The 24,485-nt window shown below is 71.6% G+C and carries 20 protein-coding genes; 16 read left to right on the top strand and 4 right to left on the bottom strand.

From position 1 onward, the window contains the following. Window positions 1-349 precede the first annotated feature (349 nt). From ACFXAE_RS34095 to ACFXAE_RS34110, 4 genes are all read right to left on the bottom strand, one after another. Window positions 350-2,686, bottom strand: a complete 2,337-nt coding sequence (locus ACFXAE_RS34095) for a DUF3488 and DUF4129 domain-containing transglutaminase family protein (protein WP_384722924.1) — start codon at window positions 2,684-2,686, stop codon at window positions 350-352. Between the two features lie 47 nt (window positions 2,687-2,733). Then, window positions 2,734-4,095, bottom strand: a complete 1,362-nt coding sequence (locus ACFXAE_RS34100; protein WP_384722871.1) for a DUF58 domain-containing protein — start codon at window positions 4,093-4,095, stop codon at window positions 2,734-2,736. Continuing rightward, window positions 4,095-5,147, bottom strand: a complete 1,053-nt coding sequence (locus tag ACFXAE_RS34105) for an AAA family ATPase (protein ID WP_384722873.1) — start codon at window positions 5,145-5,147, stop codon at window positions 4,095-4,097. Before ACFXAE_RS34105 ends, ACFXAE_RS34100 begins: the two co-directional genes overlap by 1 nt. Before the next feature lie 261 nt (window positions 5,148-5,408). Then, the gene (locus ACFXAE_RS34110; RefSeq protein ID WP_384722876.1) at window positions 5,409-5,957 is read right to left on the bottom strand and encodes a beta-class carbonic anhydrase; all 549 of its coding nucleotides are present in this window, start codon (window positions 5,955-5,957) and stop codon (window positions 5,409-5,411) included. Between the two features lie 420 nt (window positions 5,958-6,377). Here ACFXAE_RS34110 and rsmH point away from each other — a divergent pair, with 420 nt between their 5' ends. The 16 genes from rsmH (at window position 6,378) to ACFXAE_RS34190 (ending at window position 24,293) form a co-directional block, all read left to right on the top strand. Continuing rightward, complete coding sequence (rsmH, locus tag ACFXAE_RS34115; protein ID WP_384722879.1) at window positions 6,378-7,379, top strand: 16S rRNA (cytosine(1402)-N(4))-methyltransferase RsmH; 1,002 nt, start codon at window positions 6,378-6,380, stop codon at window positions 7,377-7,379. A 75-nt stretch (window positions 7,380-7,454) separates the two neighbouring features. Then, window positions 7,455-7,937, top strand: coding sequence for a septum formation initiator family protein (locus tag ACFXAE_RS34120; RefSeq protein WP_384722882.1), 483 nt, complete (start codon window positions 7,455-7,457; stop codon window positions 7,935-7,937). 5 nt (window positions 7,938-7,942) lie between these two features. Next, window positions 7,943-9,901 (top strand): peptidoglycan D,D-transpeptidase FtsI family protein, encoded by a 1,959-nt coding sequence (locus ACFXAE_RS34125; protein WP_384722885.1) that lies wholly within the window; start codon window positions 7,943-7,945, stop codon window positions 9,899-9,901. A 224-nt stretch (window positions 9,902-10,125) separates the two neighbouring features. Beyond that, a complete protein-coding gene (locus ACFXAE_RS34130) occupies window positions 10,126-11,703 on the top strand; it encodes a UDP-N-acetylmuramoyl-L-alanyl-D-glutamate--2,6-diaminopimelate ligase (protein WP_384722888.1) in 1,578 nt (525 codons plus the stop codon). A 4-nt stretch (window positions 11,704-11,707) separates the two neighbouring features. Further along, window positions 11,708-13,123 (top strand): UDP-N-acetylmuramoyl-tripeptide--D-alanyl-D-alanine ligase, encoded by a 1,416-nt coding sequence (murF, locus tag ACFXAE_RS34135; protein ID WP_384722892.1) that lies wholly within the window; start codon window positions 11,708-11,710, stop codon window positions 13,121-13,123. Then, window positions 13,120-14,193 carry a phospho-N-acetylmuramoyl-pentapeptide-transferase gene (gene mraY / locus ACFXAE_RS34140; RefSeq protein ID WP_384722894.1) on the top strand — a complete coding sequence of 358 codons (1,074 nt, stop codon included), beginning with the start codon at window positions 13,120-13,122 and terminating at the stop codon, window positions 14,191-14,193. Before murF ends, mraY begins: the two co-directional genes overlap by 4 nt. Continuing rightward, complete coding sequence (gene murD, locus ACFXAE_RS34145) at window positions 14,175-15,593, top strand: UDP-N-acetylmuramoyl-L-alanine--D-glutamate ligase (RefSeq protein WP_384722896.1); 1,419 nt, start codon at window positions 14,175-14,177, stop codon at window positions 15,591-15,593. The genes mraY and murD overlap by 19 nt, the downstream gene beginning before the upstream one ends. 73 nt (window positions 15,594-15,666) lie before the next feature. Beyond that, on the top strand, window positions 15,667-17,019 hold the full coding sequence (ftsW, locus tag ACFXAE_RS34150; protein ID WP_384722899.1) for a putative lipid II flippase FtsW: 1,353 nt from the start codon (window positions 15,667-15,669) through the stop codon (window positions 17,017-17,019). Window positions 17,020-17,025: 6 nt separating this feature from the next. Beyond that, window positions 17,026-18,120, top strand: a complete 1,095-nt coding sequence (gene murG, locus ACFXAE_RS34155; RefSeq protein WP_384722902.1) for an undecaprenyldiphospho-muramoylpentapeptide beta-N-acetylglucosaminyltransferase — start codon at window positions 17,026-17,028, stop codon at window positions 18,118-18,120. 25 nt (window positions 18,121-18,145) lie between these two features. Beyond that, window positions 18,146-18,943: a cell division protein FtsQ/DivIB gene (locus tag ACFXAE_RS34160; RefSeq protein WP_384722905.1), complete on the top strand. Its 798-nt coding sequence runs from the start codon at window positions 18,146-18,148 to the stop codon at window positions 18,941-18,943. Between the two features lie 288 nt (window positions 18,944-19,231). Further along, complete coding sequence (gene ftsZ / locus ACFXAE_RS34165) at window positions 19,232-20,425, top strand: cell division protein FtsZ (protein ID WP_351995043.1); 1,194 nt, start codon at window positions 19,232-19,234, stop codon at window positions 20,423-20,425. Then, window positions 20,422-21,150: a peptidoglycan editing factor PgeF gene (gene pgeF, locus ACFXAE_RS34170; protein ID WP_384722909.1), complete on the top strand. Its 729-nt coding sequence runs from the start codon at window positions 20,422-20,424 to the stop codon at window positions 21,148-21,150. Before ftsZ ends, pgeF begins: the two co-directional genes overlap by 4 nt. Window positions 21,151-21,156: 6 nt before the next feature. Continuing rightward, complete coding sequence (locus ACFXAE_RS34175; protein WP_384722912.1) at window positions 21,157-21,876, top strand: YggS family pyridoxal phosphate-dependent enzyme; 720 nt, start codon at window positions 21,157-21,159, stop codon at window positions 21,874-21,876. 129 nt (window positions 21,877-22,005) lie between these two features. Continuing rightward, window positions 22,006-22,647 (top strand): cell division protein SepF, encoded by a 642-nt coding sequence (locus ACFXAE_RS34180; protein ID WP_384722915.1) that lies wholly within the window; start codon window positions 22,006-22,008, stop codon window positions 22,645-22,647. Between the two features lie 49 nt (window positions 22,648-22,696). After that, window positions 22,697-22,984: a YggT family protein gene (locus ACFXAE_RS34185; protein WP_384722918.1), complete on the top strand. Its 288-nt coding sequence runs from the start codon at window positions 22,697-22,699 to the stop codon at window positions 22,982-22,984. 55 nt (window positions 22,985-23,039) lie between these two features. Further along, window positions 23,040-24,293, top strand: a complete 1,254-nt coding sequence (locus tag ACFXAE_RS34190; protein WP_384722921.1) for a DivIVA domain-containing protein — start codon at window positions 23,040-23,042, stop codon at window positions 24,291-24,293. The last annotated feature ends 192 nt before the right edge of the window (window positions 24,294-24,485 follow it).

The following is a 24,485-nucleotide window of genomic DNA, read 5'->3' on the forward strand; positions in this document are numbered from 1 at the left end:
GTTTCTCGTGGTCTCTGTTTTGTTAATAAGACACAGGCTCAGGGGGGCACCACCGTTCGGTGGTCACCCCCTGAGCCATGTCTCACCGCACCCCGCCTGCCACGTAACCGCGGGCAGTCTCGTACCTCTCCCCGTGCCCCAGGGCCCTGGGACGTACCTTCCAGGGTGCCAGGGGCGCCTCCCCGCTCGAGCGAAGCCGAGAGCGGGGGAGGACGGGCGCCGGGTGCCCCCTCCGGGGGAGGCACCCGCGAGCGCCGGGCAGTGCGCCCCGCCCCCGGCCGGCTCTCACCCCCGGCGGGCCGGCCCCCACCCCGCAAGCCCGGCCCTCACCCCGCGCGGCCGGTGAGGCTCAGCCCCGCTGCCGTGAGGGCCTGCGCCAGGTCGGGCGAAGCGACAGGAGCCGTTGCCGCACCCCGTCCCACCGGGCCGACACCGCCCACACCACCCGCACACTCGACCGCGGAGCGAACACCGCCCGCACCCGCGCCCTCCGGTCGACCGCGCCCCGCAGCCCCGCGGCAACGCCCCGCACCTCGTCCGTCAGACCCACCGCCGGCCGCGGCCGAGGCGCGTACAGGACCTGCTCCACCGCATCGGCCACCCGGTGCACCGACGCCGCCGCACCCGGGCCGAGCCGGCCCAGCCGCACGATCCGGTCCGCCGCCCCGCGCGGGGTCAGCGACTCGTCCGGCGCGATGCCGTAGTCCCACGCCGTGTCGGTCAGCTCGTCCCAGACGGCCAGGACGTACGGCACCGCCTCCGCCTCCGAGCGGCCGTGCCCGCCCAGCCGCGCCGCCCGGGTCCTCGCCCGCCACAGCATCGGCGACAGCGGCAGCACCAGCACCACGAGACCGGCCAGCGCCCACCCCAGCAGCGCGTACCACTTCGGGCCGTCGTCGCCCGTGGGCAGGGCCACCTGCGGCGACTCGCTCTCGCACGCCCCGAGCTTCCTCCGCTCCGCCGTGCAGCTCTCGCTCTCCGAGGGCTCCGCCGACGGCTCCGCGGGCGTGGTCTGTGAGGGCCGGGCGGGGTCGGGCACCGTGTTCTCCGCGGTGTCCTGCACGGTGTACGACGGTGTCGAACCACGGGTCGGGGTCGGCTCGAACCGGGTCCAGCCCGCGCCCTCGAAGTACAGCTCAGGCCAGGCGTGCGCGTCCCGCAGCCCGACGGAGACCGTGCCGTCCGCCTGCGGGGTGCCGGGCGCGAAGCCCACCGCGACCCGCGCCGGTATGCCCAGCGAACGGGCCATCGACGCCATCGCGAACGAGAAGTGCACGCAGAAGCCCTGCTTGTCCCGCAGGAAACGGGCGATCGCCTTCGAGTCGCTGCCGACGTCGACCTCGGTGTCGTACTCGAAGCCGCCGGTCAGTGTGAAGTACTCCTGGAGCTTGACCGCCCGGTCGTAGTCGTTGGCCGCGCCCTCGGTGACCTCGCGGGCGGTGCTGGACACCACGGGCGGCAGCGAGTCCGGCAGCTCGGTGTACTCACGCCGCAGCGCGGGCGTCGGCTCCGGCGCGTCGGCCAGCTGCTCCGCCGTGGGCTGCACGTGGAGGCTGCGCACCTCGTACGTCAGACCGCGCGTGTTCTGCCCGTGGTCGCCGACCAGTGTCATGCCGACGGGTTCGTAGCGCCAGTTGCCCCGGACGCTCACCCCGCTCGGCGGGTACGGCATCGGCAGCCAGTCCTGGGCGTACCAGTCGGCGGTCGAGATGGTCGTGCCGATCTCCGTGCGCTCGATGCCGGTGCCGAGGCCCGGCGGCGTCGGGAACGTGCCGTCGGGGACGGTGGTGATGGACCGCTTCGACGGCTTCCACGTGGTGCCGTCGAAGTCGTCCAGGGACACGATCCGCAGATACAGGTCCGACACGTCCGCCGCCTCGGAGCGCACCGACATGACCTGGCGGTCCTCGTCCCTGTTCAGCGAGTCCCGCAGCGACACCAGCGGGTTCACCGCCGAGATGGTGCCGCCCCCGCCGGTGCCCGGGCCGACCCCCGTACCGGTGGGGTCCAGCAGGCCGCCGTTCATCGCGGGCAGGCCGAGCGGCACCACCAGGGCGATGCCCAGCGCGACCGCGCCGATCCGCCGCCCGGTGCGCACCGGTGCGACGGCACCGGGCGAGTCCCCGCCCGGGCCGGGCGCCCCGCCGAACACGCGCCCCCACTGGGAGAGCCGGTCCCGGCCCTCGGCGAGCAGCAGCATCAGATAGCCGGCCGCCGCCAGCAGGAACCACAGCCAGTCGATGCCGTTGTCGGCCAGCCCCGCGGCCACCGAGTACAGGGCGAGCAGCGGCAGTCCGGCCGGGGCCGCGCTGCGGAAGGTCACCGCGACGGTGTCCACCAGCAGCCCGATCACCAGCACACCGCCGACCAGCATCAGCCGGATGCCGTCGGACAGCGGCGCCGGGATCGCGTACCGGCTGACGTCGTTCCCGCCCTGTTCCAGCAGCTCGGCGAAGAAGCGGAAGGCGTCAGGCCCGGGTATCAGCCCGGCGAAGGCGTGCTCACGCGCGAACACCAGGGTCAGCAGCACCAGCGTCACCAGGACCTGCGCCGCCACCGTCGGCGGACGCGCCAGCGGCACCCGCCGGGCCGCCGCGCCCACGCCCGACTGCACCGCCAGCAGAAACGCCGCCTGGAGGATCCAGGTCGCCGGGTCGACCAGCGGCAGCAGGGCGCACGCCGCCATCAGTGTGGCCGCCCACGCGCACAGCGTCAGCCTCGCCCGCCCGCTGATCACGGTCCCTCCCCGCCGCTCGCCGCGGCCAGGCCCGAACGCTCCCGGTCCGCCTGCCGCCACAACTCGTCCAGCGAGGCGCCCCGCGGCACGCCCAGCGTCGTCCAGCCCGCCTCGCGCAGCATCCGCAGCCACTCCCCGCGCCTGTCCGACGCACCGGGCACACCGGCCGGTTCCCGCAGCCAGGTCCCACTGTCCAGCAGGAAGGCGAGTGCGCCTCCGCTGCGCTGCCGCATCCGGGCGAGCACCGCGGCCTGCTCCTCGTCCAGGTCACCGAGGAAGGCGACCAGAAGCCCCTCGTTCCCGCCGCGCAGCACGTCGTAGGCGCGGGACAGGTCCTCCTCGTCGGAGTGGTCCACCACGGCGAGGGCGTCCATCATCAGCCCGGCCGCGTCCGCCGACTCCTGGTTCACCCCCGCGAACCCGTCGGAACCCTCGCCCGGCACCGAGGTGCCGGTGTCGGTCAGCAGCCGCACCGAGAAACCGCGCTCCAGCATGTGCACCAGCACGGAGGCCGCACCGGACACCGCCCACTCGAACGCCGAGTCCGGTCCGGAGCCCGCGTAGGCGACGGCCCGGGTGTCCAGCAGTACCGTGCACCGGGCGCGCTGCGGCTGTTCCTCGCGGCGCACCATCAGCTCGCCGTAGCGGGCGGTGGAGCGCCAGTGCACCCGGCGCAGATCGTCGCCGTAGCGGTAGCCGCGCGGGATCACGTCGTCCTCGCCGGCCAGCGCCAGCGCGCGCTGCCGCCCGTCGCCGTACCCCTTCGCCTCGCCGCTCAGCCGCACCGGCGGCAGCGGCTCCACGCGCGGGATCACCGTCAGCGTGTCGTACGTGGAGAAGGACCGGGTCAGCTCGCACATCCCGAACGGGTCGGACAGGCGCAGCTGCAGCGGGCCCAGCGGATAGCGGCCGCGCAGATCGGAGCGGACCCGGTAGGACACCTCGCGGCGCCCGCCCGCCTCCACCCGGTCCAGCACGAACCGCGGGCGCGGGCCGAGCACGTAGGGCACCCGGTCCTGGAGCATCAGCAGGCCCGTGGGCAGCCGCGAGACGTTCTCCATCCGCAGATGCACCCGCGCCTCGGAGCCGGCGGGCACCCGCCCGGGAGAGAGCCGGCGGCTGCCGGCCACCCGGTAGCGGGTGCGGTAGAGCACGGCCGCGCACACCAGCGGCAGCACCGCCAGCAGCAGCCCGACCCGCAGCAGATCGCTCTGCCCCAGCACGTACGCGCAGATCGCGGCGGCCACGCCGGCGGCGAGGAAGGAGCGCCCGCGGGTGGTGAGACCCGCCAGGGCCGTCCTGACGCCACCCCGGCCGTCCCGGTCGCCCTCCGCGTGGACCGCGCCCGCGGTCGTCATCACAGCCTCCGGGGCGGCTGCTGGCCGTAGCCCGGGCCGCCGCGGCCCAGGCCGCTCTGCTGCGGGGTGTTCGCGGGCGCCTGGGCGCGCTCCGTGGGCACCGCGGTGCGCTGGAGGATCTCCTGCACCACCTGCTCGGCGGTGCGGCGGTTGAGCTGGGCCTGGGCGGTGGGCAGCAGCCGGTGGGCGAGGACGGCCACGGCGAGCGCCTGCACATCGTCCGGCAGCGCGTAGTCCCGGCCTCCGAGGGCCGCCGACGCCTTCGCCGCGCGCAGCAGGTGCAGTGTCGCGCGCGGCGAGGCGCCGAGCCTGAGGTCGGGGTGCGTGCGGGTGGCGGAGACCAGGTCCACCACGTACCGGCGGATCGGTTCGGCCACGTACACCTCGCGCACCGCCTCGATGAGCTTGAGGATCTCGTGCGCGTGCGCCACCGGCTGGAGGTCCTCCAGCGGGGAGACGCCGCCGTGCACGTCCAGCATCTGCAGCTCGGCCTCCGCGCTCGGGTAGCCGACCGAGACGCGGGCCATGAAACGGTCGCGCTGGGCTTCCGGCAGCGGGTAGGTGCCCTCCATCTCGACCGGGTTCTGCGTCGCCACGACCATGAACGGGCTGGGCAGTTCGTAGGTCTTGCCGTCGATGGTGACCTGGCGCTCCTCCATCGACTCCAGCAGCGCCGACTGCGTCTTCGGCGACGCGCGGTTGATCTCGTCGCCGATGACCACCTGCGCGAAGATGGCGCCCGGCTTGAACTCGAAGTCGCGGCGCTGCTGGTCCCAGATGGGCACACCGGTGATGTCCGAGGGCAGCAGGTCCGGCGTGAACTGGATCCGCCGCACCGAGCAGTCGATGGACCGCGCCAGCGCCTTGGCCAGCATCGTCTTGCCGACTCCCGGGACATCCTCGATGAGCAGATGTCCCTCGGCGAGCAGTACGGTCAGCGAGAGCCGTACGACCTCGGGTTTTCCCTCGATCACGCCTTCCACCGAATTCCGCACGCGCTCCACCACGGCGGTCAGATCAGTGAGGCTCGCTCGATCGTCATAGGTCGTCACCCGGCCCTCCTCGGCCTTTCCCCGCGCTCCGGAAAGGAGCGGGGGACCCCAAATGTCCCGGGCCGACGCCTTGCTGTGCGGACCGGCCCACCCCGAATCACGGTCACCACGCGGGAAAAGTTCCGCGTGGCACCCTTCCCGCATTCTTGCCGCCGTTACCGATTCGTGTCACTCGCCTGTGGACAACTGACAGCGATATGCCAGGCCTTACGACGTCGGACGGAGTCCGGAGTCCGGGTTCCCCCGGGGCGGGCGGCCAGGTCAGGCGGGGTCGATCTCGCGCAGCAGGCCCGTCTTCACGTCGAAGACGAAGCCGCGCACGTCGTCGGTGTGCAGCAGGAACGGCGAGGTGCGCACGCGCTGCATCGACTGCCGTACGTCCTGGTCCACGTCCCGGAAGGCCTCCACGGCCCAGCTGGGGCGCTGGCCCACCTCCATCTCCAGGTCGTGCCGGAACTCCTCGGTGATCGACTCCAGACCGCAGCCGGTGTGGTGGATGAGGACCACGCTGCGGGTGCCCAGCGCCCGCTGGCTGATGGTCAGCGAGCGGATCACGTCGTCGGTGACGACGCCGCCCGCGTTGCGGATGGTGTGGCAGTCGCCGAGCGACAGGCCCAGCGCGTCGTGCAGGTCCAGGCGGGCGTCCATGCAGGCCACCACGGCGACGTGGAGCACCGGGCGGGCGTCCATCCCGGGGTCGGTGAAGGCGGCCGCGTACTGCTGGTTGGCGTCGACCAGACGGTCGGTGACCGTGCCGGAGCCGGTGGTGGCGTTCTGGGGGCCGGTGGGAACCGATGCGGAAGTCGTCATACTCATGACGGTACTGGTCACGAGGGCGTCAGGCCCGTTGTGAGAGGCGACAAAGAACGTCAGCGCGCCTTGGTGTGAGGTAACCCACAGGGGTGGTGTGAGCCCTCTCCTGCGGGTGATGTGTCCGATCCGCCCCTTGACCCGCCGCGCGGACCGCGACGCGCAGGCCGGTTGATTGACCGGGCGGGACCGTGGACTAAAGTGGCGCCGAGCGGGAGGCGAACCGTACTCGGCCGCGCCCACCGCACTGATTTCCCGGATCCCCCGGCGACGACCGGGGGGTCTCCCCGCGTGCGCGGCGCGCACGTACGGCTCGGCCTCCTCCCGCCGTCGCCCGGCCGACGGCGCCGGCCGCCCCTCACCGGGGAGGGCGGGAATCCGGCAGTGCGTGAGCGCCACGCCGGATGTGAGAGGGCCGAAGTGAAAGGGCGCGAAGCGCTTCCGCATGAGGGCGGTGGACGACGGGCGGGACAGAGCCGACACGTCCCGGTGATGCTCCAGCGGTGCCTGGACCTGTTGGCGCCCGCCCTGGAGCGGCCGGGAGCGGTGGTGGTCGACTGCACGCTCGGGCTCGGCGGCCACAGCGAGGCCCTGCTCCGGCGGTTCCCCGAGGCCCGGCTCGTCGCCCTGGACCGCGACAAGGAGGCCCTGCGGCTGTCCGGCGAGCGGCTCGCGCCCTTCGGTGACCGGGCCACCCTGGTGCACGCCGTCTACGACGAGCTCCCCGACGTCCTCGACCGGCTCGGCGTCCCGCGCGCGCGGGGCGTCCTGTTCGACCTCGGGGTGTCCTCCATGCAGCTCGACGAGGCCGACCGCGGCTTCGCCTACGCCCAGGACGCCCCCCTCGACATGCGCATGGACCAGACGACCGGCGTCAGCGCCGCCGAGGTCCTCAACACCTACCCGCCCGGCGAACTCGTCCGCATCCTGCGCGCCTACGGCGAGGAGAAGCAGGCCAAGCGCATCGTGGCCGCCGTCGTGCGCGAGCGCGAGAAGGAGCCGTTCACGAACAGCGCGCGCCTGGTCGAACTGATCCGCGACGCGCTGCCGCAGGCCGCCAAGCGCACCGGCGGCAACCCGGCCAAGCGCACCTTCCAGGCCCTGCGGATCGAGGTCAACGGCGAGCTGTCGGTGCTGGAGCGGGCGATCCCGGCGGCCGTGAGGGCCCTCGACGTCGGCGGACGGATCGCCGTGCTGTCGTACCACTCCCTGGAGGACCGGCTCGTCAAGCAGGTGCTCGCGGCCGGCGCCGCCACCACAGCCCCGCCCGGACTCCCGGTCGTCCCCGAGCGGTACCAGCCCCGGCTCAAGCTGCTCACGCGCGGTGCCGAACTTCCCACCGAGGAGGAGATCGCCGAGAACCGGCGCGCGGCTCCCGCGCGGCTGCGCGGCGCCGAGCGGATCCGTGAGGACGTCGATTGAGGAACGGACGGCACACGAGGCGGGTGACGGGCGGCCGGGCGTACGGGTGGGAAAAGCGAACTCAGGGGAGCGTGAGTGAGTAGGAAACCCGAACTGAAGGGGCGGCCCGAGCTGAAGGGGAGGGCGGCCCGGCTCGCCCGGCTCCTGCCCACCGGACGCGCCCAGGCGGCGCGCACCCCCTTCGTCCTCCTCGTCGTCGTCCTCCTCGGCGGCGGTCTGATCGGCCTCCTGGTGCTGAACTCCGCCCTCAGCGAGGGCGCGTTCCAGCTCGACGACCTCCAGCGGGAGACCAAGGACCTCACCGACGAGGAACAGGCCCTGCAACGGGACATCGACGCCTACTCCGCCCCCGACGCCCTCCAGCACCGCGCCCGCGAGCTCGGCATGGTGCCCGGCGGCGACCCCGCCTTCCTCGGCCCCGACGGCAAGGTCAAGGGCGTACCCGGCGCCGCCTCCGCCGCCCGCGCCCCCCTGGTCCTCGCGCCCGAGGCGCTGGCCACCGCGACGGCCCCGCCGCCCACCACGTCCACGTCCTCCTCATCGACCCCCGGCAGGTGACGGAAGTGTCCGACAGGGAACCGCCCCGCCGCCGGGTGCCCGGCCCCGCCAGGCCCGCCCGCCCGGCCGCCGGACGGCGCCCCGGCCCCGGCGCCCGCCCGGCCCGCAGGCCCGCGGGACCCCGCCCCGCGCCCCCGAAGGTCATCCGGCTGGGCAGTCCGCGCCCCCGGCTGCGCCTGGTCGGCGTGATCCTGACCCTGGTCCTGCTCGCCTTCGTCGTACGGCTGTTCCAGGTACAGGCCGTGGACGCGAGCACCTACGCCGCCAAGGCCGACCGCAACCGCTATGTCGGTCAGGTGCTGGAGGCCGAGCGCGGCGGGATCACCGACCGCCACGGCGTGGCCCTGGCGACCACCGAGGACGCCTACGACATCACGGCCGACCCCACGATGTTCGCCCCGGGCGAGCTGGAGATCGCCGACGGCCCCGAGCAGGCCGCCGCCCTCCTCGCCCCGATCCTCGGCCAGGACCAGGACGAGCTGGTCGAGAAGCTGCGCCCGGAGAACAGGGCCCTGCGCTACGTCAAACTGGCCGGCCGCCAGACCCCGCAGACCTGGAAGCAGATCAAGGACCTGAAGGCCGCGCTCGCCAAGAAGGCCGAGAACGACGACTCCACCGCCAACGTCCTGGCCGGCGTCTTCTCCGTGCCCACCAGCAAGCGGGTGTACCCCAACAACGAGCTCGCCGCCGGGATACTGGGCTGGGTCAACGCCGAGGGCAAGGGCGGCGGCGGCATCGAGCTCCAGCTCGACAAGCGGCTCGCCGGCCAGGACGGCAAGATCCGCTACGCCCAGTCCGGCGGCCGTCTCGTCCCGACCGCGGGCTCCACCGAGACCCCGGCCGTGCCCGGCAACGACGTCGAGCTGACCATCGACCGCGACATCCAGTGGGCCGCGCAGAACGCCATCAGCGAGCAGGTGAAGGAGTCCGCGGCCGACCGCGGCTACGTCATCGTCCAGGACACCCGTACCGGCGAGGTCCTCGCGATGGCCAACGCGCCCGGGTTCGACCCGGGCGACCTCTCCGAGGCCGACCCGGAGGCGCTCGGCAACGCGGCCGTCCAGGACGCCTTCGAGCCCGGCTCCACCGCCAAGGTGCTCTCCATGGCGGCGGTCCTCGAGGAGGACGCCGCCACCCCCGGAACGCATGTCGTCGTGCCCAACCGGCTGCACCGCGGCGACCGCCTCTTCAAGGACGACATCGACCACCCGACCTGGTACCTGACGCTCAACGGCGTACTCGCCAAGTCCAGCAACATCGGCACCATCCTCGCCACCGGCCAGCTCGGCAGGACCCAGGCCCAGGCCAACAAGGTCCTCTACGAGTACCTGCGCAAGTTCGGCCTCGGCAGCCACACCGGGCTCGGCTTCCCCGGCGAGACCAAGGGCATCCTCGCCCCGCCGGACGAGTGGTCCACCTCGCAGCAGTACACGATTCCTTTCGGCCAGGGCGTCTCCGTCAACGCCATGCAGGCCGCGTCCGTCTACTCGACCATCGCCAACGGCGGCGTCCGCGTCGAACCCACCCTCGTACGCGGTTCGAAGGGCCCCGACGGACGCTTCACCCCCGCCCCGGAACCCGAGAGGACCAGGGTCGTCAGCGAGAAGACGGCGAAGACGCTCGCCCGGATGCTGGAGTCGGTCGTCGACGACGAGGAGGGCACCGGCACCAAGGCGCGCATCCCGGGCTACCGGGTCGCGGGGAAGACGGGTACGGCGAACCGTGTGGATCCGGCCACCGGCAAGTACCACGGCTACACCTCGTCCTTCGCCGGCTTCGCCCCCGCCGACAAGCCCAGGATCACCGTCTACTGCGTCATCCAGAACGCCACCGAGGGCAGCTACTTCGGCGGCCAGATCTGCGGACCCGTGTACAAGCAGGTCATGGAGTTCGCCCTGAAGACCCTCCAGGTGCCGCCGACCGGCGCCGCCCCCGCCGACCTCCCGGTCACCTTCAAGCCCTGACCCGTACCGAGCACCGAGCCACCAGGAACCACCCCGTGACAGCGACCACCCCCGGCCCCGGGAACCAGAACGCCTCCCGCCCCTCGCCCATCCGTCACCCACCACCGTCCCCGCCGGACAGCGCTGCGCGCGGGCCCCTCTTTGGCCCTCCGGCCGGTACGCCCGGTACGCTCACCGCCGTGCCACACGCTGATCAGTCCCAAACCACCCAGAAGGGCCACCCCGTGACATATCCGGGACCGCCCCGTCCGGTTCAGGTCTCCGCCACATCCCTCGCGGAACTCGCCGGTCAGCTGGGTGCCTCCACGCCGGAGCAGGCCGCCGAGGTCACGGGCATCACCCATGACTCGCGCGCCGTCCGCCCCGGCGACCTGTACGCCGCCCTCCCGGGCGCCCGCGCCCACGGCGCCGACTTCGTCACCCAGGCCGCAGGCCTCGGCGCGGTCGCCGTGCTGACCGACCCGGCCGGCGCCGAGCGCGCCGCCGCGGCCGGGCTGCCGGCGCTGGTGGTCGACGACCCGCGCGCGCGGATGGGCGAGCTGGCGGCCACCGTCTACGGCCACCCGGGCCGGGATCTGCTCCAGATCGGCATCACCGGCACCTCGGGCAAGACCACCACGGCCTACCTCGTGGAGGGGGGCCTGAGGACCGCGCACAGCACGGCCGAGGGGGGCCGACGCGAAGCGCCGTCGGCCGAGGGCGGTGGCGGGCGACGGGTCGGGCTGATCGGCACCGTCGAGATGCGCATCGGCGACGAGCGCATCAGGTCCGAGCGCACCACCCCCGAGGCCACCGACCTCCAGGCCCTGCTCGCCGTCATGCGCGAGCGCGGCACCGACGCGGTCGCCATGGAGGTGTCCAGTCACGCCCTGGTCCTCGGCCGGGTCGACGGCTGCGTCTTCGACATCGCCGTCTTCACCAACCTCAGCCCGGAACACATGGAGTTCCACTCCGACATGGAGGACTACTTCCGGGCCAAGGCGCAGCTGTTCACGCCGCGGCGCAGCAGACTCGGCGTGGTCAACGTGGACGACGAGTACGGCCGCCGGCTCGCCAAGGAGGCCGGCGTCCCGGTCGTCACCTACTCCGCCGAGGGCCACCCCGACGCCGACTGGCGCGCCGAGGGCGTCGAGGTCGGCCCCATGGACTCGACGTTCACCGTGATCGGCCCCGAGGGCGAGCGGATCGCCGCCCGATCACCGCTGCCGGGGCCCTTCAACGTGGCCAACACGCTCGCCGCGATCGTCGCCCTCGCCGCGGCGGGGCTCGACCCGCAGGCCGCCGCCGACGGCGTCGCCGCCGTACCGGGCGTGCCCGGCCGGCTGGAGCGCGTGGACGCCGGGCAGCCGTATCTCGCGGTGGTCGACTACGCCCACAAGACCGACGCCGTGGAATCGGTGCTGCGCGCCCTGCGCAAGGTCACCGAGGGCCAGGTGCACATCGTGCTGGGGTGCGGCGGCGACCGCGACAAGACCAAGCGGATGCCCATGGGCGCCGCCGCCGCGCGGCTCGCCGACACCGCCGTACTGACCTCCGACAACCCCCGCTCCGAGGACCCCCTCGCGATCCTCGCCACCATGCTCCACGGCGCCGCCGCCGTGCCCGCCCACGAGCGCGGCGAGGTACAGGTCTTCGAGGACCGGGCCGCCGCGATCGCCGCCGCCGTCGCCCGGGCGCGGCCCGGTGACACGGTGCTGGTCGCCGGCAAGGGCCACGAGCAGGGACAGGACATCGCCGGGGTGGTGCGTCCCTTCGACGACCGCCAGGTGCTTCGGGAAGCCATCAAGAAAACCCAGGGATGAACTTGTGATCGCCCTCTCCCTCGCCGAGATCGCAGAAGTCGTCGGCGGGCAGACGCACGACATACCGGACCCGTCCGTGCAGGTCACCGGACCGGTGGTCCGGGACTCGCGGGAGGCGGGTCCGGGCAGCCTGTTCGTCGCCTTCGCCGGCGAGCGCGTGGACGGCCACGACTTCGCGGCCCAGGTCGTCGGGGCGGGAGCGGCCGCCGTGCTGGCCTCCCGGCCCGTCGGGGTGCCCGCGATCGTCGTGGAGGACGTCCAGGCGGCCCTCGGGGCCCTCGCCCGGCATGTCGTCGGCCGGCTGGGCACCACTCTCGTCGCGCTCACCGGCTCGGCCGGCAAGACCAGTACCAAGGACCTCATCGCCCAGGTGCTCCGGCGCAAGGCGCCGACCGTCTTCACCCCCGGCTCCCTCAACAACGAGATCGGGCTGCCGCTCACCGCGCTCACCGCCACCGAGGAGACGAAGTTCCTCGTGCTGGAGATGGGAGCGCGCGGGATCGGACACATCCGGTACCTCGCCGGTCTGACGCCCCCGAAGGTCGGACTGGTCCTGAACGTCGGCTCCGCCCACATCGGCGAGTTCGGCGGCCGGGAGCAGATCGCCGAGGCCAAGGGCGAGTTGGTGGAGGCCCTGCCCCCGGCCGAGGAGGGCGGCGTCGCGATCCTCAACGCGGACGACCCCCTCGTACGGGCCATGGCATCCCGTACGAAGGCGAAGGTGATCCTTTTCGGAGAGTCCGACGAAGCGGACGTCTCCGCCGAGAACGTGCGACTCACGGACAGCGGACAGCCTTCCTTCAGGCTTCACACACCCTCCGGTGCATCCGATGTGACCATGCGCCTGTACGGTGAGCATCACGTGTCGAACGCGCTCGCCGCGGCCGCCGTCGCCCACGAGTTGGGCATGTCCGCAGACGAGATCGCCACCGCGCTCTCCGAGGCGGGCTCCCTCTCCCGCTGGCGGATGGAGGTCACCGAGCGCCCGGACGGCGTGACGGTCGTCAACGACGCCTACAACGCGAACCCCGAGTCCATGAAGGCCGCGCTGCGCGCGCTGGCGGCCATGGGCAAGGGACGCCGTACGTGGGCGGTGCTCGGCAAGATGGCCGAGCTCGGGGACGAGGCGCTCGCCGAGCACGACGCGGTCGGACGGCTCGCCGTCCGGCTCAACGTCAGCAAGCTCGTCGCGGTCGGGGGCAGGGAAGCCGCCTGGCTGCAACTGGGCGCATATAACGAGGGTTCGTGGGGTGAGGAGTCGGTGCACGTGTCCGACGCACAGGCGGCGGTCGACCTGTTGCGCAGCCAATTGCGCCCGGGAGACGTCGTTCTCGTGAAGGCGTCCCGTTCGGTCGGGCTCGAGAGCGTGGCGCAGGCGCTGCTCGAGACCGGTGCCGAGGGTGAGGTCGCAGCCCGATGATGAATCAGATCCTGTTCGCAGGAGTCATTGGCCTCTTCCTGACGCTGATCGGCACCCCGCTGCTGATCAAACTGCTCGCGCGCAAGGGGTACGGGCAGTACATCCGTGACGACGGCCCGCGCGAGCACGCCAGCAAGCGCGGTACGCCGACCATGGGCGGTATCGCCTTCATCTTCGCGACGGTCGCCGCGTACTTCCTCAGCAAGGTGATCAGCGGCGAGCCGCCGAGGTACTCGGGTGTGCTGGTGCTGGGCCTGATGGTCGGCATGGGTCTGGTCGGCTTCCTGGACGACTACATCAAGATCGTCAAGCGGCGTTCGCTGGGTCTGCGGGCCAAGGCGAAGATGGCCGGCCAGCTGATCGTCGGTGTCGCCTTCGCGGTGCTCTCGCTGCAGTTCGCGGACTCCCGCGGACAGACCCCGGCCTCCACGAAGCTGTCGTTCATCACGGACTTCGGCTGGACCATCGGTCCGGTGCTGTTCGTCGTCTGGGCGCTGTTCATGATCCTGGCGATGTCGAACGGCGTGAACCTGACCGACGGTCTGGACGGTCTCGCCACCGGCGCCTCCGTGCTGGTCTTCGGCGCCTACACCTTCATCGGCGTCTGGCAGTTCCAGGAGTCCTGCGCCAACGGCGAGACGCTGACCAACCCGGGCGCCTGCTACGAGGTGCGCGATCCGCTGGACCTCGCGGTCGTCGCCTCCGCGCTGATGGGTTCCTGCCTCGGCTTCCTGTGGTGGAACACCTCCCCGGCCAAGATCTTCATGGGCGACACCGGTTCGCTGGCGCTCGGCGGTGTGCTCGCGGGTCTCGCGATCTGCTCCCGCACCGAGCTGCTGCTGGCCATCCTGGGCGGTCTGTTCGTCCTCATCACCATGTCGGTGGTCATCCAGGTCGGCTCGTTCAAGCTCACCGGGAAGCGGGTCTTCCGGATGGCGCCGCTCCAGCATCACTTCGAACTCAAGGGCTGGTCCGAAGTCCTTGTGGTGGTCCGCTTCTGGATCATCCAGGGCATCTGTGTGATCGTCGGACTGGGCCTCTTCTACGCGGGATGGGCAGCGGACAAGTGACCGACTGGCAGGGGAAGCACGTCACCGTCGCCGGACTCGGCGTCTCCGGTGTCCCGGCGGCCAAGGTGCTGCACGGGCTCGGTGCGCAGGTCACCGTCGTCAACGACGGGGACGACGCACGGGCGCGTGAGCAGGCCGCCGAACTGGAGGCGCTGGGCGTCACCGTGCGCCTCGGCGACGGCGCGACCCTGCCCGAAGGCACCGAGCTGATCGTCACGGCTCCCGGCTGGAAGCCGGACAAGCCGCTGTTCGCGGCGGCGGAGACGGCCGGGGTGCCGGTGTGGGGCGACGTCGAACTCGCCTGGCGGCTCAGGAGGCCCGGCGCGGCCCCCTGGCTCGCGGTCACCGGCACCAACGGCAAGACCACGACGGTCCAGATGCTCGCCTCCATCCTGAGGGCGGCGGGCCTGCGTACCGCCGCCGTCGGCAACATCGGCGTCTCCCTTCTGGACGTCGTGCTCGGCGAGGAGGAGTACGACGTGCTCGCCGTGGAGCTGTCCAGTTACCAGCTCCACTGGGCGCCGTCCCTGCGCGCCCACTCGGCGGCCGTACTGAACCTCGCCCCGGACCACCTCGACTGGCACGGCTCCATGGAGGCGTACGCCAGGGACAAGGGCCGGATCTACGAGGGCAACCGCGTCGCCTGCGTCTACAACGTCGCCGACAAGGCGACCGAGGACCTGGTCCGCGAGGCCGACGTCGAGGAGGGCTGCCGCGCCGTCGGCTTCACCCTCGGCACGCCCGGTCCCTCCCAACTCGGCGTCGTGGAGGGCATCCTGGTCGACCGAGCCTTCGTCGAGAACCGGCACGAGAACGCCCAGGAGCTCGCCGAGGTCTCCGACGTCACCCCGCCCGCCCCGCACAACATCGCCAACGCCCTTGCCGCCGCGGCCCTCGCGCGGGCCTACGGGGTGCCCGCGAGCGCCGTACGGGACGGCCTGCGGGCGTTCACTCCGGACGCCCACCGCATCGCGCACGTCGCAGACGTGGACGGGGTCGCGTACATCGACGACTCCAAGGCCACCAACACGCATGCGGCACAAGCCTCTTTGGCGGCCTACGAGTCGATCGTGTGGATCGCCGGCGGGCTCGCCAAGGGAGCCACCTTCGACGAGCTGGTCGCGGACTCGGCGAAGCGGCTGCGCGGTGCCGTGCTGATCGGCCGTGACCGCGCCCTGATCCGCGAAGCCCTCGCGCGACACGCCCCGGAAGTACCCGTCGTCGACCTCGACCGGACCGACACTGGGGCGATGCTCCAGGCCGTCCAGGAGGCGCGGCGGCTCGCACGGCCCGGCGACACGGTGCTGCTGGCCCCGGCCTGCGCCTCGATGGACATGTTCGCCAACTACAACAAGCGCGGTGACGCGTTCGCACAGGCGGTGCGCGAGCTCGGCGCCTGACCCCGGCCGCCTGGTGCCGGGCGACCTCGGGAGGGACGCGTGGGACCGTCGACGGCGTACAGCGGAGGCCAGGATGACCGGTAGCCGTACCGGCCGCCCGCCCGTGCGGCGGGCCGCACGCGGACCCGTCGTACCCGGGGCCCCGCGCGAGAATCCCCTGCGCACCCTGATCACCCGGGCGCGCAGGGCCTGGGACCGGCCGCTGACCGCGTACTACCTGATCCTCGGCGGCAGTGCGCTGATCACCGTGCTGGGCCTGGTGATGGTCTACTCGGCCTCCCAGATCACGGCGCTGCAGATGTCGCTGCCGGGCTCGTACTTCTTCCGCAAGCAGCTGCTGGCCGCCGCGATCGGCGGCGTACTGCTGCTGGCGGCCTCCAGGATGCCGGTGAAGCTGCACCGCGCCCTGGCCTACCCGATCCTCGCGGGCTCCGTCGTCCTGATGGCCCTGGTGCAGGTGCCGGGGATAGGGGTCGCGGTCAACGGCAACCAGAACTGGATCGCCCTCGGCGGCTCCTTCCAGCTCCAGCCCAGCGAGTTCGGCAAGCTCGCGCTGGTGCTGTGGGGCGCCGATCTGCTCGCCCGCAAGCAGGACAAGCGGCTGCTGTCCCAGTGGAAGCACATGCTGGTGCCGCTCGTCCCGGCCGCCTTCATGCTGCTCGGACTGATCATGCTCGGCGGCGACATGGGTACGGCGATCATCCTGACGGCGATCCTCTTCGGCCTGCTGTGGCTGGCGGGGGCGCCGACCCGGCTGTTCGTCGGGGTGCTGTCGATCGCCGCGCTGCTCGGCGCGATCCTCATCCGCACCAGCCCCAACCGCATGGCCCGGCTCACCTGCCTCGGCGCCACCGAGCCCCAGACGGGACCGGTCGACTGCTGGCAGGCCGTGCACGGGATCTACGCCCTCGCCTCCGGCGGAATCTTTGGTTCCGGACTTGGTGCGAGCGTGGAGAAATGGGGCCAACTGCCTGAAGCGCACACGGACTTCATCTTCGCCGTCACCGGTGAGGAACTGGGCCTGGCGGGGACGCTGTCGGTACTCGCCCTGTTCGCGGCTCTAGGCTATGCGGGTATCCGCGTGGCCGGACGCACGGAGGACCCCTTCGTCAGGTATGCCGCGGGAGGCGTGACCACCTGGATCACGGCCCAGGCCGTGATCAACATGGGTGCGGTGCTCGGTCTGCTGCCGATCGCCGGAGTCCCGCTCCCGCTGTTCTCCTACGGGGGATCCGCCCTGCTGCCGACCATGTTCGCCGTCGGGCTGCTGATCGCGTTCGCGCGTGAGGACCCCGCTGCGCGGATGGCGCTTGCCATGCGGCAACCCCGCTTTGGTAGAAAGCGGGGCGGGGGTTCACAGCGGCCCCGGAGATGGAACACGATGCGACGGCGCGCCCCGGTGGCGCGTTCGTCCGGAGAGCGGTGAATTTCGGTGCATGTCGTACTCGCCGGCGGAGGAACCGCGGGCCACATCGAGCCCGCGCTCGCCCTCGCGGACGCCCTGCGCAGGCAGGATCCGACCGTGGGCATCACGGCCCTGGGCACGGAGCGCGGCCTGGAGACCCGTCTCGTACCCGAGCGCGGGTACGAGCTCGCGCTGATCCCCGCCGTACCGTTGCCGCGCAAGCCCACCCCCGAGCTGATCACCGTTCCGGGCCGGCTGCGCGGCACCATCAAGGCGGCCGAGCAGATCCTGGAGCGCACCAAGGCGGACGCCGTGGTCGGCTTCGGCGGCTACGTCGCCCTGCCCGGCTACCTCGCGGCCAAGCGGCTCGGCGTGCCGATCGTGATCCACGAGGCCAACGCCCGGCCCGGACTGGCCAACAAGATCGGCTCCCGGTACGCGGCCCAGGTCGCCGTCTCCACGCCCGACAGCAAGCTGCGCAACTCCCGTTACATCGGCATCCCGCTGCGCCGCTCCATCTCCACCCTGGACCGGGCCGCCGTGCGCCCCGAGGCCCGCGCCGCGTTCGGCCTCGACCCCAATCTGCCCACGCTGCTGGTCTCCGGCGGCTCGCAGGGCGCCCGCCGGCTCAACGAGGTCGTCCAGCAGGTCGCTCCGTGGCTCCAGCAGGCCGGGATCCAGATCCTGCACGCGGTCGGCCCGAAGAACGAACTGCCGCAGGTGCACCAGATGCCGGGAATGCCCCCCTACATCCCGGTAAGTTACCTGGACCGGATGGACCTCGCGTACGCCGCGGCCGACATGATGCTCTGCCGCGCGGGCGCGATGACCGTCGCCGAACTCTCCGCCGTCGGGCTCCCGGCCGCCTACGTCCCGCTGCCCATCGGCAACGGCGAGCAGCGGCTCAACGCCCAGCCGGTGGTCAAGGCCGGCGGCGGACTGCTGGTCGACGACGCGGAGCTGACGCCCGAGTGGGTGCAGCAGAACGTCCTGCCCGTGCTCGCCGACCCGCACCGGCTGTACGAGATGTCCCGCGCCGCCGCCGAGTTCGGCCGCCGGGACGCCGACGACCTGCTCGTCGGCATGGTGTACGAGGCGATCGCCGCCCGTGCGCAGCGTTAGACGCGTTTGACGGAAGGCAGGCAGCATGGCCGGATCGACCACCGCCGAGCGTGGTGAACGCAAGCGGGAGTCGTCCGGCCCGCCGCCGCCCGTCCGGCGGTTCGGACGGCGGCAGGTTCGTCGGATCATCGCATCGGCTGTCGCCCTGGTGTTCCTCGGCAGTGGGGCGTTCTGGCTGCTGTACGGGTCGGACCTGGTGCGCGTGGAGCGCGTATCGGTCTCGGGCACCCGTGTCCTGACACCCGAGCAGGTGCGCGAGACCGCCGACGTCCCCCTCGGGGACCAGTTGATTTCCGTCGACACCGACGCGATCGAGGCGCGAATTTCCTCCGCGTTGCCCCGAATTGACACAGTCGATGTGGTTCGTTCCTGGCCACATGAAATTGCCCTGAAAGTGACGGAACGCACCGCTGTTCTTCTCGTTCACAAAGGCGGGAAGTTCATCGAAGTGGACGAGGAAGGTGTCCGATTCGCCACGGTTTCCAAGGCGCCCAAAGGCGTGCCCGCGCTGAAACTGGCCGTCTCCGGGACGGGTTCCGCGGCGGCGAGCCTGCGCCGCTTCGGCGAGGACCGGCTGACCCGGGAGGCGGTGCGGGTGGCCGATGCGATTCCGGCCTCCGTGGCGCACGCCACCCGCAGCGTCAAGGTCCGTTCCTACGACGACATCTCGCTGGAACTGGCGGACGGACGTACGGTCGACTGGGGAAGCAGCGAGAAGGGCGCCGAGAAGAGCCGTACTCTCACCGCGCTGATGAAAGCGGAGCCCGGTGCGCGGCACTTCGACGTCAGCGTGCCCACGGCCCCGGCGTCAGCGGGGAGTTGACGCACATCAGCGCAGGCCAGCACCCTGGTTGGGCGGCGCTACGGCTGATCACATAGGGTGAAAAGAAAAACGGGAGGTTCGGCGTGTTCGTTGAACGGGCGCCACTTGTCGACTTAGTGTCCTGTTCAGAAGACTCCAGGGAACGGACACACTGGTAACCCTAAACTTCAACGTTAGGGTTCGGGTCGGCGCTACGGACCGTCCCATTCGGCATCAGTCGTCGGATCGCGAGAGCATCAGTGCTTCAGTGGTCGGGCGACACGTAACTCGAGGCGAGAGGCCTTCGACGTGGCAGCACCGCAGAACTACCTCGCAGTCATCAAAGTCATCGGTGTCGGCGGCGGTGGTGTCAACGCCATCAACCGGATGATCGAGGTCGGTCTCAAGGGCGTCGAGTTCATCGCCATCAACACCGACGCGCAAGCCCTGTTGATGAGCGACGCCGACGTCAAGCTCGACGTCGGCCGTGAACTCACCCGCGGACTCGGCGCCGGAGCCAACCCGGCCGTCGGCCGCAAGGCCGCGGAGGACCACCGCGAGGAGATCGAGGAGGTCCTCAAGGGGGCCGACATGGTCTTCGTGACGGCGGGCGAGGGCGGCGGCACCGGCACCGGCGGCGCGCCCGTCGTGGCCAACATCGCCCGCTCGCTCGGCGCCCTCACCATCGGCGTGGTCACGCGCCCGTTCACCTTCGAGGGACGGCGTCGCGCGAACCAGGCCGAGGACGGCATCGCCGAGCTCCGCGAAGAGGTCGACACCCTCATCGTGATCCCGAACGACCGGCTGCTGTCCATCTCGGACCGCCAGGTGTCGGTTCTCGACGCCTTCAAGTCGGCGGACCAGGTCCTGCTCTCCGGTGTGCAGGGCATCACCGACCTCATCACCACGCCCGGCCTGATCAACCTGGACTTCGCGGACGTCAAGTCGGTCATGTCCGAGGCCGGATCCGCCCTCATGGGCATCGGCTCGGCCCGCGGCGACGACCGCGCGGTGGCCGCCGCCGAGATGGCCATCTCCTCGCCGCTCCTCGAAGCCTCCATCGACGGCGCCCGTGGCGTGCTGCTCTCCATCTCCGGCGGCTCCGACCTCGGTCTGTTCGAGATCAACGAGGCCGCCCAGCTGGTCAGCGAGGCCGCCCATCCCGAGGCCAACATCATCTTCGGCGCGGTGATCGACGACGCCCTCGGCGACGAGGTCCGGGTCACCGTGATCGCGGCCGGCTTCGACGGCGGCCAGCCGCCGGCCAAGCGGGACAACGTCCTCGGCTCCTCCTCGGCCAAGCGCGAGGAGCCCGCCCCGGCGCGGCAGCCGGAGAGCCGCCCGTCCTTCGGCTCGCTCGGCAGCGTCACGCCGAAGGAGGACCCGGAGCCGGTGGCGCCGGAACCGGTGCACGACATCCCGGTCGTCCAGCCCCCGGTCCCGCCGTCGCGGACCTACGACAGCGCGGCCGAGGAACTGGACGTACCGGACTTCCTGAAGTGATAGGGCAGCGCGAGAGCGTGAGCGGCGCGCACTTCGCCTTCACCGACCGGTGGGGCGGGGTGAGCGCCGCTCCGTATGAGGAGCTCAACCTCGGTGGAGCTGTCGGCGACGACCCCGGCGCCGTACGCACCAACCGCGAACTGGCGGCCAAGTCCCTCGGCGTGGACCCGGCCCGGGTGGTCTGGATGAACCAGGTGCACGGGGCCGACGCGGTCGTGGTCGACGCACCCTGGGGCGAGACCCCGGTTCCCGAGGTCGACGCGATCGTCACCGCGCGGCGCGGACTCGCCCTCGCGGTGCTCACCGCCGACTGCGTGCCGGTGCTGCTCGCCGACCCCGTCGCCGGAGTCGTGGCCGCGGCCCACGCGGGCCGGCCCGGCATGATCGCCGGGATCGTCCCCGCCGCCGTACGGGCCATGACCGGACTCGGCGCCGACCCCGCGCGGATCGTCGCCCGCACCGGACCCGCCGTCTGCGGCCGGTGCTACGAGGTGCCGGAGGCGATGCGTGACGAGGTGGCCGCCGTCGAGCCGGCGGCGCACGCCGTCACGAGCCGGGGGACACCGGCGGTCGACGTGGGCGCGGGCGTGCACGCACAGCTCGAACGGCTCGGGGTGCGCGACCGGGAGCAGTCGCCGGTGTGCACACGGGAGTCGACCGATCACTTCTCGTACCGACGCGACCGCACCACCGGGCGGCTCGCGGGCTACGTGTGGCTGGACTGATGGGACATGACGGACCGTAAGGACGAACTCGCCGCGAACCTGGCGAGAGTGGAAGAGCGGATCGCCGCCGCGTGCGCCGCCGCCGGACGCGGGCGGGACGAGGTGACCCTGATCGTGGTCACCAAGACCTATCCCGCGAGCGATGTGCGGATCCTGTCCGAACTCGGGGTACGCCATGTCGCCGAGAACCGGGACCAGGACGCCGCCCCCAAGGCGGCCGAATGCGCGGATCTGCCCCTTACCTGGCACTTCGTCGGTCAACTTCAGACCAACAAGGTGCGCTCTGTGGTGGGTTACGCCGATTTCGTACAGTCCGTCGACCGTTCCCGGCTGGTGACGGCCCTCTCCAAGGAGGCCGTGCGGGCCGGGCGCGAGGTCGGCTGCCTTCTCCAGGTGGCGTTCGACGCCGGTGAGGGCGGCAGGGGGGAGCGCGGAGGCGTGGCGCCCGCCGGCATCGCGGAGTTGGCCGGACTGGTCGCGCGGTCCGAGGGGCTGCGGCTCGACGGACTGATGAGCGTCGCCCCGCTCACCGGGGAGTACGCGGGACGCGAACAGGCTGCCTTCGAGCGGTTGATGGATTTGTCGACCGACCTGCGCCGGACCCATCCGACTGCGAACATGGTCTCGGCAGGGATGAGTGCGGACCTCGAACAGGCCGTGGCCGCCGGGGCGACACATGTGCGCGTCGGCAGTGCGGTACTCGGAGTCCGCCCCGGCCTCGGGTAACGTCGCCAAGAAGTCGGACCACAGCAGAAAATATGGTCAGTTCCGCCGAACAGCGGACGTAAAGACCTAGTGGATCGCGGGCACTCGGCGGTCGTCAGCGGATCCACCACAGAGCGGAGGACTCGGAGCATGGCCGGCGCGATGCGCAAGATGGCGGTCTACCTCGGCCTCGTGGAGGACGATGGGTACGACGGCCGCGGATTCGACCCAGACGACGACTTTGAACCCGAACTCGACCCGGAGCCCGAGCGGGACCACCGGAGGCACGAGCCGTCCCACCAGCCACACATCTCACACCAGCCCCAAAGAGACGAAGAGGCGCGAGTCGTCCATCCGCCCGCGCCGCGCGAGCCGATCGCCCGATCCGCTTCGCTCCCTGCGGAATCGCCACGCCCGGCGCGGATCGCGCCCGTGGCATCCATCACACAAGAACGCGCAAGCCTGGAGAAGAACGCACCGGTGATCATGCCCAAGGTCGTGTCGGAACGAGAGCCTTACCGGATCACCACACTTCACCCCCGGACCTACAACGAGGCCCGTACCATCGGGGAACACTTCCGTGAAGGCACGCCGGTGATCATGAATCTGACTGAGATGGATGACACAGATGCGAAGCGACTTGTCGACTTTGCGGCCGGTTTGGTGTTTGGTCTTCACGGCAGCATTGAGCGGGTGACGCAGAAGGTGTTCCTGTTGTCGCCTGCTAACGTCGATGTCACGGCGGAGGACAAGGCCCGCATCGCAGAGGGCGGGTTCTTCAACCAGAGCTGAGACGCAGGACCGGACGAAGAGCGGTACAGGGGAGAGGGAAAAGCAGGCCATGAGCGTGTTCGCGCAGGTGATCTACATCGCGCTGATGGTGTTCCTCATCGTGCTGATCTTCCGTTTGGTCATGGATTACGTGTTCCAGTTCGCCCGCTCGTGGCAACCCGGCAAGGCGATGGTGGTCGTCCTGGAGGCCACCTACACTGTCACCGATCCACCGCTGAAGCTTCTGCGGCGGTTCATCCCGCCGCTGCGTCTCGGGGGCGTGGCGCTCGACCTGTCCTTCTTCGTACTGATGATCATCGTCTGGATCCTCGTCTCCGTCGTAGGACGGACTTTGTGATGAGGGTGGACGATACGGTCTTGCCGGCTGCCGATGACTACGTTGAGGTGAAGAGATGCCGTTGACCCCCGAGGACGTGCGGAACAAGCAGTTCACGACCGTCCGCCTCCGAGAAGGCTATGACGAGGACGAGGTCGATGCCTTCCTCGATGAGGTCGAAGCCGAACTGACGCGCCTGCTCCGCGAGAACGAGGACCTGCGCGCCAAGCTGGCCGCGGCCACGCGCGCCGCTGCCCAGAACCAGCAGAACATGCGCAAGCCTCCCGAGCCACAGGACCAGCAGCAGCAGCAACAGCAGGGACCGCCTCAGGGCATGCCCCAGCAGGGCATGCGAGGCCCCGGCGCTCCGGTGCCCGCCGGCATATCGGGCCCGCCGCAGCAGCAGATGGGTGGCCCCATGGGTGGTCCGCCCCAGCTGCCGAGCGGTGCTCCTCAGCTGCCCGCCGGCCCCGGCGGACAGGGCGGCCCGCAGGGTCCCGGCCCCATGGGCCAGGGTCCCGGGCCGATGGGCCAGGGCGGCCCGATGCAGGGGCAGATGGGCCAGGGCCCGATGGGTCAGGGCCCGATGGGTCAGGGGCCGATGGGTCAGGGGCCGATGCAGGGGCAGATGCAGGGGCAGATGGGCCATGGCGGCCCCATGGGCGGTCCCGGGATGCCCGGTCAGGGTGGCCCCGGTATGCCCGGTCAGGGCGGCCCCGGTGGCGACAGCGCCGCGCGCGTCCTGTCGCTGGCCCAGCAGACCGCGGACCAGGCGATCGCGGAGGCCCGTTCCGAGGCCAACAAGATCGTGGGCGAGGCGCGTTCGCGTGCCGAGGGCCTCGAGCGGGACGCCCGTGCCAAGGCGGACGCCCTGGAGCGGGACGCGCAGGAGAAGCACCGCGTCGCGATGGGCTCCCTGGAGTCCGCCCGCGCCACGCTGGAGCGCAAGGTCGAGGACCTGCGCGGCTTCGAGCGCGAGTACCGCACGCGGCTGAAGTCCTACCTGGAGTCGCAGCTGCGCCAGCTGGAGACCCAGGCGGACGACTCGCTCGCCCCGCCGCGCCAGCCCGCGAGCGCCGCGCCGTCGCTGCCGCCGTCCCCGGCGCCCTCGATGGCTCCGGCCGGTGCCGGTGCGCCGTCCTACGGCGGCAACCAGACGATGGGTGGCGGCCCCGGCGGTCAGGGCGGTCCGTCCTACGGCGGCGGTCAGCAGCAGATGCAGCCGGCGATGACCCAGCCGATGGCGCCGGTGCGTCCGCAGGGCCCGTCGCCGATGGGTCAGGCTCCCTCGCCGATGCGCGGCTTCCTGATCGACGAGGACGACAACTGACGGCCCTTCGGCCATGAGTACGGCGTAGCAGTCGGCAGCGTTCAGGGCGGGCCCCGGGTCCACGAACCCGGGGCCCGCCCTTGTGCCAGGCGTGTTCACGGGGTTTGCGGTTTTTGTTCGGGCTTGCGCGCGGTGTCCGACGCACGCAACGCCGAAGGCCCGGCCCACCGAGGTTTTCCGGTGGGCCGGGCC

The sequence above is a fragment of the Streptomyces sp. NPDC059454 genome (genome assembly GCF_042749965.1).
Taxonomy (GTDB): domain Bacteria; phylum Actinomycetota; class Actinomycetes; order Streptomycetales; family Streptomycetaceae; genus Streptomyces.

What these genes read in the sequence shown, in the direction of transcription:
- murD (WP_384722896.1), top strand. Translation starts at nt 14,175, where the DNA reads ATGGGCAGCGGACAAGTGACCGACTGGCAGGGGAAGCACGTCACCGTC.
- ACFXAE_RS34100 (WP_384722871.1), bottom strand. Translation starts at nt 4,095, where the DNA reads ATGACGACCGCGGGCGCGGTCCACGCGGAGGGCGACCGGGACGGCCGG.
- ACFXAE_RS34190 (WP_384722921.1), top strand. Translation starts at nt 23,040, where the DNA reads ATGCCGTTGACCCCCGAGGACGTGCGGAACAAGCAGTTCACGACCGTC.
- ftsW (WP_384722899.1), top strand. Translation starts at nt 15,667, where the DNA reads ATGACCGGTAGCCGTACCGGCCGCCCGCCCGTGCGGCGGGCCGCACGC.
- mraY (WP_384722894.1), top strand. Translation starts at nt 13,120, where the DNA reads ATGATGAATCAGATCCTGTTCGCAGGAGTCATTGGCCTCTTCCTGACG.
- ACFXAE_RS34185 (WP_384722918.1), top strand. Translation starts at nt 22,697, where the DNA reads ATGAGCGTGTTCGCGCAGGTGATCTACATCGCGCTGATGGTGTTCCTC.
- ACFXAE_RS34095 (WP_384722924.1), bottom strand. Translation starts at nt 2,686, where the DNA reads ATGGCGGCGTGCGCCCTGCTGCCGCTGGTCGACCCGGCGACCTGGATC.
- ACFXAE_RS34180 (WP_384722915.1), top strand. Translation starts at nt 22,006, where the DNA reads ATGGCCGGCGCGATGCGCAAGATGGCGGTCTACCTCGGCCTCGTGGAG.
- ACFXAE_RS34175 (WP_384722912.1), top strand. Translation starts at nt 21,157, where the DNA reads ATGACGGACCGTAAGGACGAACTCGCCGCGAACCTGGCGAGAGTGGAA.
- ACFXAE_RS34110 (WP_384722876.1), bottom strand. Translation starts at nt 5,957, where the DNA reads ATGACGACTTCCGCATCGGTTCCCACCGGCCCCCAGAACGCCACCACC.
- ACFXAE_RS34160 (WP_384722905.1), top strand. Translation starts at nt 18,146, where the DNA reads ATGGCCGGATCGACCACCGCCGAGCGTGGTGAACGCAAGCGGGAGTCG.